Raw genomic sequence first — 12,386 nt, 5'->3', positions numbered from 1 at the left:
GATCGTTAAAATAAGAAATGCATTTAATTTTGTTTTATTATGAAGAGTAGTCCTTTGTATCTTTTTCTAAAAAAACCTTGGGTGGCGGGTTTTTTAACCTTTATAATACTCCTTTTTGTTTCCCAATATATGGCGTACCAAAAATATTTAATAAATGAAAATGAACAGAAAAAAGAAATAGACAATCATGTAAACTTAATTAAAGAAAAGTTACAAAGCTTAGTTATGTTTAGTTACTCGGCTACAAAATCGTTAGCATATATTGTAGAACGAAGTGGTGTTCCCGCAGATTTTGATACTATAGCCATTGAGTTATTAGGCCGGAATAAATACTTTAATGTTTTAGAATTGGTGGATGAAAATGGTTTTATAACCCATGTTTATCCTTCAATAGACAATCAAGTGGTTGGTTATAATATTTTAGAAAACACATTGGCTGGTAAGGGGGCATATACTCCTATAAAAAAGAAAGATTTTTTTATTGATGGCCCAGTTAATCTAAAACAAGGAGGTGTTGGGATAGTGAGTAGACAGCCTATTTTTATCGATAAAAAATTCTCAGGATTTTCGGCTGTTGTTACTAAGCTTTCTGACTTTTTTAACGACTTAAATATAACCGCTTCCCATACACAACGTTTTATTTATCAATTATCAAGGTTAAATCCTGAAACAGGTAGGGAAGAGTTTTTTTTAGAACATGATATGGCGTCTTTTAAGCCGTTTGCTGTAAACATAGAAATGTTTGAGGGTAAATGGAAACTATATGTTGTATCAACGAAACAAAAATTTAATACAGGAATATGGTTTGCCATATATGGTTTTACCATTGCAATTGGTGGAAGTTGGATCGTGTATTTCTTTTTTGGCCAATCGGAACGATTAGAAAAATTTTATAATGCTAAACTTGTAGAACAGGAGACTCAGTTGAGATTAATATATAAAACTACTGAAAGCAAAATAAAAAAAAGCGAATCTAACTTAAACAAAGCACAGAAAGTGGCGAAACTTGGAAGTTGGGAATTGGATTTGAAAAAGAATGAACTGTCATGGTCAAAAGAAATGTATCGAATATTCGAAAAAGACCCTAAAAAATTTGAGGCCAGCCAGGCGGCATTTTACGATATTGTGCATCCCGAGGATAAAGATATGGTATTCAAAATATTTACAGATGCAGTAAAGAACAATAAATCGTATCAAATAATATACCGATTAGATATTGATAAGGAGCGTATAAAATATGTAGAAGAACAATGCGAAACCTCTTATGATGAAAACCAAGTTCCTGAAAAAGCCTTTGGTACTGTGCAAGATATTACGGATAGAAAAAAAATAGAAACGGTATTAAAAAACAGTGAATTGATGTATCGTAGTCTCACCTCTTATGCTCCAGTTGTAATTTTTAATATAGATAAATCCGGGAAATGTACTTATTTAAATGAAGAGTGGATAAGATATTCTGGTATGACCTATGCAGAATCTATGGGGCTTGGCTGGCAAAATGCCCTACACCCATTAGATAAAGACAGAGTTTTGAGTGAATGGCAAGAAGCTTTCTTAACAAACAGCGAATTTAAATCGGAATTTAGAATTCAAGATAAAAAAGGAGAAATAAGAAACCTTTCTGCAAAAGCGACCAAACTGTTGGATGCGAATAATGAAATGGTGGGGCATATAGGGATTGCGTCAGACATTACAGATAGAATTAAAAATGAAAAAGAATTATTGGTTTATAAAAACAATCTAGAGGAGTTAGTAAACCAGAGAACGGAAGAGCTAAATGATAGTAAAGAAGCTTTATTAAACCTTTTAGAAGACTTAAATGAACAGTCTATAGAACTAGAAAAGGAAAAAATAAAAGCACAATCTGCAGATTTAATGAAATCTTCCTTTTTAGCCACCATGTCTCATGAATTAAGAACCCCCATGAACTCTATTATTGGTTTTACAAGCATATTGCTTAAAGGATTTGCAGGACCATTGAATGAAGAACAGGCCAAGCAAATAGGGATGGTTAAAAAAAGCGGACAGCATTTACTGGGGTTAATAAATGACATATTGGATATTTCTAAGATAGAAGCTGGTGAATTGAAAGTATCGAGTTACCCTTTTAACTTTGGAGTTTCGTTACAAAAAACAATCGACTTTTTATTGCCGCAAGCATTAAAAAAAGGGTTGATTATTGAGTATGAACGCTATAAAACAGATGTTACCTTAACAAGCGATGAAAGAAGGGTGGAGCAAGTACTATTAAATTTAATATCCAATGCCATTAAGTTTTCATATGATGGGGTTATTCGTGTTAAGGTGGATGTTAAAGATAATATGCTAACAACACAAGTTATAGATCAAGGCATAGGGATTAGTAAGGCAAACTTAAATAAGTTATTTGTACCTTTTATTCAATTAGAGGGAGGATTAAGCAGAAGCCATGAGGGCAGCGGGCTTGGGTTGGCTATTTCTAAAAACTTAATGGATAAATTAGGAGGAACCATTCAAGTAAAAAGTGAGCTAGGTAAAGGAAGTACGTTCACCATAGCCTTGCCCATAAATTGATTTGTTTCAAAAGCGCATTAATAATAATCCCATTACAATACCAAATTTATTATATTTACTCACATATGGCCTTTATGGTTTAACTTTATCCCTTCAAAAGATGAAACTATCGGTATTAATAATAGAAGATAATGAGCAAAACATGTATATGTTATCATATCTTTTAGAAAAACATAATTACAAAGTGAGTACTGCCTATAATGGTAAAGATGGATTAAAACTAGCACACGACAACAAACCAGACATCATTTTAACAGATATTCAATTACCAGATATGGATGGTTATGAAATATGCAACAAATTATCGCATAACGGCCTTTCTAAAAAGACAGTTTTTATAACCGTGACATCGTACGCCATGGGTGGAGATAAGGAAAAGTCTATAGAAGCAGGTGCAGATGGCTATATTGAGAAACCTATCGATCCAGATACTTTTGTAACACAAATGGAAAACATTTATAAAGCTAAAAATAATTAATTTAAATGAAAACTATTTTAATAGTAGATGATAAGCCTGAAAACTTATACCTTCTTAGAGTTATTCTCGAAAATAAGGGGTACCTTGTTATTGAAGCTAAACACGGACAAGAGGGTTTAGATAAACTGCACCACAGTAAAGTAGACTTAATTATATCGGATATTTTAATGCCCATAATGGATGGGTATATATTTTGCCAAGCTTGTAAAAAGGAGCGAATTTTTAAAAAAATACCCTTTATCTTTTATACATCAACTTATACAGAACAACCAGATGAAGAATTTGCTTTAAAATTAGGTGCTGCAACGTTTATTAAAAAACCTATTGATCATGAAGACTTATTAGCTATTGTAGAAGATGTTTTAGATAAAGTTAAGTCTCAAAGGGCCTATGTTAAACGGGTGAGAATTAATGATGAAGAGGTTTTAAAGATCTATAGCGAGCGCCTTATCAATAAGTTAGAAGATAAAACCTTAGAGCTTAACAACGAAATATTAGAGCGTAATAAAATAGAACAAGTTTTAATCCATAAAAATCAAGTTATGGATTTAATAACGCAAAACACACCATTAAATAAGGTATTAGAGCATATTATATTAAATTTTGAATCCAGCCACCCGAGCTATTTTGGTTCCGTTAATTTATTACATCCAGATGGCCATTATTTAGAAACAGTCTCGGCTCCAAATCTGCCTAAAGATTTTATTGTAGCTATAGGCAACATTCCTATTGGAGAAAATAAAGGGTCATGTGGTACGGCTGCTTTCTTAAAAAAAGCGGTTATAGTTTCAAATATAAGTAAAGATGCTTTATGGGCCGATTTTAAAGACATTGCTTCAAAATTCAAACTAAAGTCCTGTTGGTCTATTCCTATTATTGATAAAGAGGGCATGGTTTTGGGCACGTTTGCCATGTACAGCCATAAATCTAAAATACCTTCTCTGGAGGATATAAAGGATTTAAATCATTCCGTAGGTTTAGTGATTATCGCCATACAAAAAAACAACTCCATTTCTGAAATAAAAAAAGTTGAAGAGTCTTATAAATCATTAATTGAACAAGCAACCGATGCTATTATTGCTTATTCTTTTGATGGAACAATCTATAGTTTCAATACGTATACGTCAAGTATGCTTGGGTATTCCAATGATGAGTTTAAAGAGTTGAGGCTTTCAGATTTAATTGAAGGAGCGTTTATTGAAGATCCAGAGAAATATAAAAAAGTTCAAAATGGCGAAACGGTACTGTTTAATAAACAATTAATCCATAAAAATAAAACCCGAATTGATGTCGAAATATCTACAAAATTACAGAAAGATGGTAGATTTCTAGGCATAGCAAGAGATGTTACAGAACGTAAAAGAACAGAAATAATATTAAAAGAAAAAAATTTAGCATTAACCAAAAGCAATGAAGAACTGGATAGGTTTGTATACAGTGCTTCACATGATTTAAGAGCGCCGTTAACCTCATTAAGAGGCCTGATAAATATTACAGAATCAAGCTTAAACCCCGATCAAGAGGAGCAAAAACTTCAAATGCAAATGATGTCTAAAACCATTGATAAAATGGATGCTTTTATTAATGATATATTAGATTATTCTACAAACTCAAGAACTCAAGTTGAAACAGAAAAAATTGATTTTAATGAATTGATAGATACATGTTGGGATAAATTAAAATATCAAAAGAAAAATGAGAAAATAATTACTTTTGTTAACCAACAAACAGATTTTTTTTCCGATAAAAAAAGAATAGAAATTATTTTTAATAGCATTTTTTCCAATTCTCTTAAGTACTATGATGTGGATAAAAAAGAGCATATTGTAAAAACATCGGTTCATGTAGATTCTGAAAGCGCTACTATTATAGTGGAAGATAATGGCATTGGTATTGAAGAAAAATATTTAGACAATATATTCGATATGTTTTATAGAGCGACAAAACATTCTACAGGGTCTGGAATGGGCATGTATATTGTAAAAGAAACTATAGATAAGTTAAAAGGAACCATTAAAGTCGCATCAGAACTAAGTAAGGGGTCTACATTTACGGTATCTCTGCCAAACTTAAAATAAACTACTATCTGCCATGAATTTAAAAGAAGTTTTATTGATTGATGATAATAGTATAGACAATTATATTAACCAATATATTGTTGAAAAAGCAAATGTGGCTAAAACGATTACTATTAAAAGCTCTCCTATTGAAGCTTTGGAATATTTAAAGAATAAAGAAGATCAGTATCCAGAACTTATTTTTTTAGATATAAAAATGCCAGAAATGGATGGATTTGGTTTTTTAGAGATATTTGGAAAATTTATGGAAGAAAAAAAGATAAACACTCATATCATTATGCTTACGTCATCGCATAATGTTGCTGATATTGAAAAATCAAATAACAATCCCTATGTTAAAAAATATTTAATTAAACCTTTAGATACGAATAAATTAGGCGAGCTGTTGAAAGAGTTTTTTTAATGAATATTTATTTTTTTAACAGAACAGACTTTGATAAAAGCAGTTAATAATAAAAACAAGAAAGAGCGATAATATAACTTTATCGCTCTTTTTTTATTCTTTTTTATGTGTTTGTTTAATACTTTACATATTCTACAATTTCTAAACCATATCCAATTAAGCCTACCCGTTTGGTTTGCTCTGTATTAGAAATTAAGCGAAGTTTATGGATGTTTAAATCGTGTAGTATTTGCGCACCAATACCAAAGTCTCTAGTATCCATATCTATTTTGGGCGCTTTAAAAATAGTATTAGGGGATTGGTTCTCTTTTAAAACCTGTAACCTTTTTAAAATATTCATGGACTGGGCTTCTTGATTTATAAAGATAATAGCCCCTTTCTCTTCAATATTAATAACTTTAAACATCGCTACCAGCTGTTTGTCTACATTCTTGGTAATAGTGCCTAATATGTCATTATTAAGCATCGTAGAGTTAATTCTGGTTAAAACCGACTCATCGTCCTTCCATTGGCCTTTTGTTAAAGCAATATGGATTTGATTATTAGTGGTTTGTTTATAAGCTCTTAATCTAAAACTGCCAAAGCGCGTTTCAATTTCAAAATCTTCTTTTTTCTCAATTAATGAGTCGTGCTGCATTCTATAAGCGACCAAGTCTTCAATAGAAACAATTTTAAGATCTAATTTTTTAGCGACTTTAATCAGTTCTGGTAAACGTGCCATGGTACCATCTTCATTCATAATCTCTACAATAACGCCTGCAGGGCTTAGACCTGCTAAACGAGCAAAATCGATTGCTGCTTCGGTATGTCCTGTTCGTCTTAAAACCCCTCCTTCTTTGGCCACCAAAGGGAATATATGCCCTGGTCTGGCTAAATCAAAAGGTTTTGTGCTTGGATCGATAAGGGCTTTTACTGTTTTTGATCGGTCTCCAGCAGAAATACCAGTGGTTACCCCGTGACCTCTTAAATCTACAGACACAGTAAATGCCGTTTCCATGGGATCGGTATTATGGCGTACCATCATACCTAAATCTAATTCTTTACATCTGGTTTCTGTTAGAGGTGCGCAAATAAGCCCTTTTCCATGGGTCGCCATAAAGTTTATCATTTCAGGTGTTGCCATATCGGCAGCAGCCACGAAATCACCTTCATTTTCACGATTCTCATCATCTACCACAATAATGACTTTTCCGTTTCTTATATCATCAATGGCTTCATGAATGGTGTTGAGTTTAAAAGCCGATTTCTTTTTCGAGGTTTCAATAAATGCAGTCATAATAAAAAGGTGTTGTTATTTTAATGATTCCAAACAATATAGTTTTAAATCTTCTTTAACTTTTGAGTTTAGAAAAATATACGTAACCATATATAGGGGAATCCCAGCAATAAAAATTATAATATTTGGAAATTTAGCGTGCTCCCTTATGTGTTTATAAAAATTTGATAAATTGATAAAGGTCTTAATATAATAGATAAAATATAAAGCAAAAGATACGAAACTAAGCTGAATGGATGCCGATGCCAAAGAAAACATTTCATTGCTTTTAAAGACAAAAAACAAGCCTAAAAGCACAGCACCTATACCGTATAATGCTATTGAGAAGTTAGAATGTTTAAAATAATCTGTTGCTATGGTTTGTGCTTTTTTGTAATCTTTTTTAAACACGACACCCTCTTTTAGTAAATCGTCGTGGGTTTTGTTTCTACCATTTAGTACTCTAATCGCTTCGTATCGGCTAGTTTCCTTATAACCATAAGCCTCATGGTTTTTTATAATATCGATTAGCTTCTCAAATTTAAACCTATGGAAGTCTGAATAATCGCTTGTTTCATCATCTTCATCATTAGTTTTAATTCCGAATAGTTTTTTGATGGGTTCAATAATATTCCCTAGCTCAAACAGCCCTTTATCGGCAGTGGCCCGTCGCGTTAGAAAAACACCAAGCGGCATCATAACCAAAGTAGAAAACCAAGTAGCAAATACAGGGTTTAAAGTGCCATCTTTAGCACTATTGGTTGCAAAAATACCTATAAAATGATACGTTAAAAATAGCAATATGGCGATAACCATGGGTAGCCCAAGCCCTCCTTTTCGTATTAAAGCGCCTAATGGTGCCCCAACAAAAAATAAAATGATACATGCAAATCCAAGAGATAGTTTTTCATGTAATGAAATTATATGACGATTTAAAACAATGGTAGATACCTTTGCAGTCGCTTTTTGCGTTGTTAATATGGATGGCGTAGCTCTTACAGAATTTGATGCTATTTCAATTAAAGCCAATTTTTCAGAGGTATCATATAAATCTAAAATATTACCGGTATAAACGGTGTCTATAACAGGTTTTTGGTAATTTCTACGTAAGGAAGAAATACCGGTACGCATGTGCAATTTTTTTGAGAATTGTTGTAATTCTAGTTTTTCTCTTTTTGAAAGTGAATCAATAGTATAATCTAAGTCACTTATGTTTAACATGTTATATCTGTTAGTGTAGGTTTTGTCATCAATATCGACTTCTTCGTTTAACTGGGTTAAATCGATGTTAATCGTATATTTATCAAACTTACTTTTTGAAAAGGGATACTTTTCTCGATCCTCTCTTCTTTTAGGAATGAAATCTTTATAATAATTGCCGTCGTACAGGTTTAATTTTAAAACATCTGATTTTTCTTCACTTAATAATTCGCCTGTTTTAGCCTTTATAACCGTATTATCCTGCTTGATATGAATAATAACATCTTTCAAGAACTGCCCTTTATCTCCTGATTTTTCTTCAACCTTAATGTTATAGGTTTCAATTTCATTAAATTGGCCTTGGGCAATTGCCATTGCAGGTTGGACTTTTGCTATGTTTTTTCGTAAATTATAAAAATTAAAATTAGCCCAAGGAATGACAGTATTGGCTATAAAAAACATTAAGATTGCAAGTGCTACAATAAAAACACTTAGTCCAGACATGGCCCTTTGCAAAGATGTTCCTGTAGACTTCATAGCAGCAAACTCATAGTTTTCTGCAAAACTACCAAATACCATTATAGAAGTTAAAAGTATGGTAAGTGGTACTATTAAAGGCATTAACGTGGGTGTAACGTAGGTTAAAAATTTTAAAATAACACCTATAGCTAAGTCTTTACCCGCTAATTCTTTAATGTATAACCAAACGGACTGTAAAATAAAAATAAGCATGAGTATTAAAAACACACTTATAAAAGTCCGTAAATAAGTGGTTAGTATGTATCTGTCTAGTATTTTCACGCAAGTTCTACCAATTTAATATAAAGATGTATACCGTAAAGTAGAACACCGCACTTTATTCAATTGCTTTGTGTCTTTTTTCGGTACTAGATCCCGTTTAGTCTAGTTTATTGATGTAATAATTTTTGTATTTACTGGCGTCAAAGGTAAATAAGGTTTTCGACAAAGGCTCATTTGTTTTAAAAGAATTAACCGTTAAAGTTGTTTTTGAACCATTTTTGCCAAGCGTAATTAAGTTATAGATATGTTTGGTTTGTGAATCTATACCTAAAAGGATGTGGTTTATTTCGGAATTAGAATCAATTGGAATTAATTTTACATATTGAATTTTTCTGCCTTTTATATTTTGCACTATATCCATGGCATAGGTGTAGCCGTCTTCGTAAAACGACAACATTTTACTTGGTGTAATATTACTTTCATCATCATCCTTAGATTTTGAAATGGTTACTTCTTCATCTTCTGGACTAATATTATAGAGCATTTTTCCATCAAAAATACGTGTTATTCCAAGAATATTTAATTTGTATTTATCACCTTGAAGCACGACATCCCCTTTGGTTTCTTGTTTTATATTTTCAGAAGTATTTTCTAAAGCGTATTTAAAATCTATAGAGATGTTTTCATACCCCTTAACAATAGCCGAAACTTCTTTTAGCAATTGTTTCCCTTTGTTATTTTGGGCCATGGCATTGAAATTAAGAAGCACAATAAGAATGATAATAATTTTTTTCATTTTAGTAGTATATATATTAAATATTTTCATTTTCTAAATGGGTGTCTAAAGAGGTTAGGTCTTGTATTAACACTTGTCTGGCCTTGCTGCCTTCAAACGGGCCTACAATGCCTGCAGCTTCTAATTGGTCTATTAACCTACCGGCTCTATTGTACCCTAATTTTAATTTTCTTTGTAATAAAGAGGCCGAACCTTGCTGTGCCGTTACCAGCACGATGGCAGCCTCTTTAAATAATTTATCTCTATCCGAAATATCTATATCAAGACTTGTGCCATTATCTTCTCCCACATATTCTGGCAGTAAATAAGCATCTGGATAAGCTTTCTGAGACCCAATATATTCTGTTATTTTTTCAACTTCAGGCGTATCTACAAACGCGCATTGTACCCGAATCATGTCGTTACCTTGTGTAAAAAGCATGTCTCCACGACCAATTAATTGATCGGCACCAGAGCCATCTAAAATAGTGCGTGAATCTATTTTTGAGGTCACCCTAAAAGCAATACGTGCCGGGAAGTTAGCTTTAATAATTCCTGTAATAACATTTACAGAAGGCCGTTGTGTTGCAATGATTAAGTGAATACCAATTGCCCTGGCCAACTGTGCTAAACGTGCAATAGGGGTTTCTACTTCTTTACCAGCAGTCATGATTAAATCTGCAAACTCGTCTACAACTAAAACAATGTATGGTAGAAATTGATGCCCCTCGTTGGGATTTAATTTCCGTGCCTTAAACTTGGCATTGTATTCTGCAATATTTCTACACAGCGCATTTTTTAACAATTCATAACGGTTATCCATTTCAATACATAAGGAATTAAGCGTATTGATAACCTTAGTATTGTCTGTGATAATAGCTTCTTCGCTGTCTGGTAATTTGGCTAAATAATGACGTTCAATTTTATTGAAAAGCGTTAATTCAACCTTCTTAGGGTCGACCAAAATAAATTTAACTTCTGCAGGATGTTTTTTATACAATAAAGAGGTTAATACAGCATTTAGTCCTACAGACTTACCCTGTCCGGTAGCTCCTGCCATTAGTAAATGCGGCATTTTAGCTAAATCTACCACAAAAGTTTCATTGCTAATCGTTTTTCCAAGTGCAATAGGAAGTTGCATGTCGGAGGTTTGGAATTTTTTTGAAGCAATCACCGAGCGCATGGACACAATAGTGGAGCTTTTATTGGGCACTTCAATACCTATAGTGCCTTTTCCAGGAATAGGAGCAATGATACGTATGCCTAAGGCCGATAACGAGAGTGCAATATCATCTTCAAGGTTTTTTATTTTGGAAATGCGGATACCAGCGTCTGGCACAATTTCGTAAAGTGTAACCGTGGGACCAATAGTCGCTTTTATGCTTGCAATACCAATGTTATAGTTCTTTAGCGTATCAACAATTTTGTTTTTATTTTCTTCAAGTTCTTCTTGGTTGATGGTTATGCCTTCTGAATCGTACTTCTTGAGTAAATCTAATGGCGGAAACTTATAGTGGCTCAACTCTAAAGTAGGATCGAACTGACCGAAATCTTCTACCAATTTATTGGCAAGATTATCAGTTTCCGAAAGCTCTTCTTCTATTTCTTCAATATTGATTTCCAATTCATTTTGCTCTTCTACCGGCGGTTGTGGCTCAACTTTTAAAGGAGTGGGTTTATTTATAGGAATAGGGTCGGGGGTTTTGGTTTTTAATGGAATATCAAATGCTTTTTTTATGGTAGCAGCTTCCTCAGATAAGTTATTGTCAATAGGTACAACAAACTCATCGTCTGTTTCAGAAAAATCGTTTTTTATTTTGCTTTGCGCAGATTTAAATAATTGTATAAAACTTTCTGCAGTTAACTTAAAACGAATAGCCAAATAAGTGATCAGGCCTAAGAGAAGGAGGAAAGAGGTTCCTATTTTTCCAATAAAATCTTGAAGATAGCTGTTAATCTCATAACCTACAACGCCTCCAAGAATCCCTATTTCATTTCCGAAGAAACCAAAAAAAACAGCGAACCAAACCATGATAAGTAACCCCCAGAACCAATGCTTTCTTAATTTCGATTTTTCACGACTTAATAATACATAAATACCAGAAAGAAACAAGAGACCAGAAATGATGAATGAGGAAATTCCAAATCCTTGATTTATAAAGAAATGGCTTAACCATGCCCCAGATTTACTTAGCCAGTTTTCTGTTTTGACATCACGTGAAGCAAAATTAGACAAGGTGCTTTGGTCTGCATCCCCTGTAAAAAGAAAGGAAACAAATGCAATAAATAATACCATTCCAAAAATCACCAAAAAACTACCGAGCACAAGATTTTGTTGGCTTGATAATTTGAGACTTGGAAATTTGAGTTTTTTTCTTGTCGTTTTAGTATTTGTTTTTTTTTTCGCCATTAATGGATTAGGGTTTCAAATTGGGGTCTTAAAATAGAGTTATGATGCCACAAAAATACAAATTACTAATGGTAACAAAACGCCATTTTAAAAAATAGTAATGTAGGGTAGGGGCGTTTTTAAAAAATCTTGGGAAGGTAGATGATACCCCCGATAACCATGGCAAATATGGAAGCGATAAACACGGCTCCAGCAGCCAAATCTTTTATAAGTCCAATTTTTACATGTTGTTCAGGATGTATAAAATTTGCAACTTCCTCAATTGCAGTGTTCAAGCCTTCAATGCTCATAACCAGTCCGATAGCAAGTAGCTGGATCATCCACTCTGCATTTGAGATTTGATAATAAAATCCTGCCACGGTCATTAAAAGCCCAATGGTGAATTGTATTTTAATGCTGGCTTCGGTTTTAAGGAGCAATACAGCACCTTTAAACGCAAAGCCAACACTTTTTATTCTATTAACAAGAAACGAATCTTTTGTTTCCATTACGC

Annotated in this window: 9 protein-coding genes; 4 read left to right on the top strand and 5 right to left on the bottom strand. The window is 33.0% G+C overall.

The window, feature by feature from the left end; all coding sequences use genetic code 11:
- The first annotated feature begins 39 nt into the window (after positions 1–39).
- From ACFFU9_RS02365 to ACFFU9_RS02350, 4 genes are all read left to right on the top strand, one after another.
- Complete coding sequence (locus ACFFU9_RS02365) at positions 40–2,553, top strand: sensor histidine kinase (protein WP_379859764.1); 2,514 nt, start codon at positions 40–42, stop codon at positions 2,551–2,553.
- A 100-nt stretch (positions 2,554–2,653) separates the two neighbouring features.
- Positions 2,654–3,031 (top strand): response regulator, encoded by a 378-nt coding sequence (locus ACFFU9_RS02360; protein WP_379859763.1) that lies wholly within the window; start codon positions 2,654–2,656, stop codon positions 3,029–3,031.
- A gap of 5 nt (positions 3,032–3,036) precedes the next feature.
- Entirely contained in the window at positions 3,037–5,109 is a 2,073-nt protein-coding gene (locus ACFFU9_RS02355) for a response regulator (protein ID WP_379859762.1), read from the top strand.
- Positions 5,110–5,122: 13 nt separating this feature from the next.
- The gene (locus ACFFU9_RS02350; protein ID WP_379859761.1) at positions 5,123–5,512 is read left to right on the top strand and encodes a response regulator; all 390 of its coding nucleotides are present in this window, start codon (positions 5,123–5,125) and stop codon (positions 5,510–5,512) included.
- Positions 5,513–5,627: 115 nt separating this feature from the next.
- Here ACFFU9_RS02350 and ribB read toward each other — a convergent pair whose 3' ends face one another.
- The 5 genes from ribB to ACFFU9_RS02325 form a co-directional block, all read right to left on the bottom strand.
- The gene (ribB, locus tag ACFFU9_RS02345; protein WP_379859760.1) at positions 5,628–6,788 is read right to left on the bottom strand and encodes a 3,4-dihydroxy-2-butanone-4-phosphate synthase; all 1,161 of its coding nucleotides are present in this window, start codon (positions 6,786–6,788) and stop codon (positions 5,628–5,630) included.
- A gap of 15 nt (positions 6,789–6,803) precedes the next feature.
- Complete coding sequence (locus ACFFU9_RS02340; protein ID WP_379859758.1) at positions 6,804–8,768, bottom strand: LptF/LptG family permease; 1,965 nt, start codon at positions 8,766–8,768, stop codon at positions 6,804–6,806.
- A gap of 97 nt (positions 8,769–8,865) precedes the next feature.
- On the bottom strand, positions 8,866–9,504 hold the full coding sequence (gene lolA1, locus ACFFU9_RS02335) for an outer membrane lipoprotein periplasmic chaperone LolA1 (RefSeq protein WP_379859757.1): 639 nt from the start codon (positions 9,502–9,504) through the stop codon (positions 8,866–8,868).
- Positions 9,505–9,520: 16 nt separating this feature from the next.
- Positions 9,521–11,893, bottom strand: coding sequence for an FtsK/SpoIIIE family DNA translocase (locus ACFFU9_RS02330; RefSeq protein WP_379859756.1), 2,373 nt, complete (start codon positions 11,891–11,893; stop codon positions 9,521–9,523).
- Between the two features lie 119 nt (positions 11,894–12,012).
- Entirely contained in the window at positions 12,013–12,381 is a 369-nt protein-coding gene (locus ACFFU9_RS02325) for a diacylglycerol kinase (protein WP_379859755.1), read from the bottom strand.
- Positions 12,382–12,386: the final 5 nt, after the last annotated feature.

Origin of the sequence: Mariniflexile ostreae, assembly GCF_042427585.1 — a bacterium.
GTDB lineage: Bacteria > Bacteroidota > Bacteroidia > Flavobacteriales > Flavobacteriaceae > Pseudalgibacter > Pseudalgibacter ostreae.
Note: the sequence above shows the minus strand (reverse complement) of the source record. Positions and strands in the feature narration are given on the sequence as shown.

Coding starts and splice junctions, on each gene's coding strand:
- ACFFU9_RS02365 (WP_379859764.1), top strand. CDS start 40: ATGAAGAGTAGTCCTTTGTATCTTTTTCTAAAAAAACCTTGGGTGGCG.
- ACFFU9_RS02360 (WP_379859763.1), top strand. CDS start 2,654: ATGAAACTATCGGTATTAATAATAGAAGATAATGAGCAAAACATGTAT.
- ACFFU9_RS02355 (WP_379859762.1), top strand. CDS start 3,037: ATGAAAACTATTTTAATAGTAGATGATAAGCCTGAAAACTTATACCTT.
- ACFFU9_RS02350 (WP_379859761.1), top strand. CDS start 5,123: ATGAATTTAAAAGAAGTTTTATTGATTGATGATAATAGTATAGACAAT.
- ribB (WP_379859760.1), bottom strand. CDS start 6,788: ATGACTGCATTTATTGAAACCTCGAAAAAGAAATCGGCTTTTAAACTC.
- lolA1 (WP_379859757.1), bottom strand. CDS start 9,504: ATGAAAAAAATTATTATCATTCTTATTGTGCTTCTTAATTTCAATGCC.
- ACFFU9_RS02330 (WP_379859756.1), bottom strand. CDS start 11,893: ATGGCGAAAAAAAAAACAAATACTAAAACGACAAGAAAAAAACTCAAA.
- ACFFU9_RS02325 (WP_379859755.1), bottom strand. CDS start 12,381: ATGGAAACAAAAGATTCGTTTCTTGTTAATAGAATAAAAAGTGTTGGC.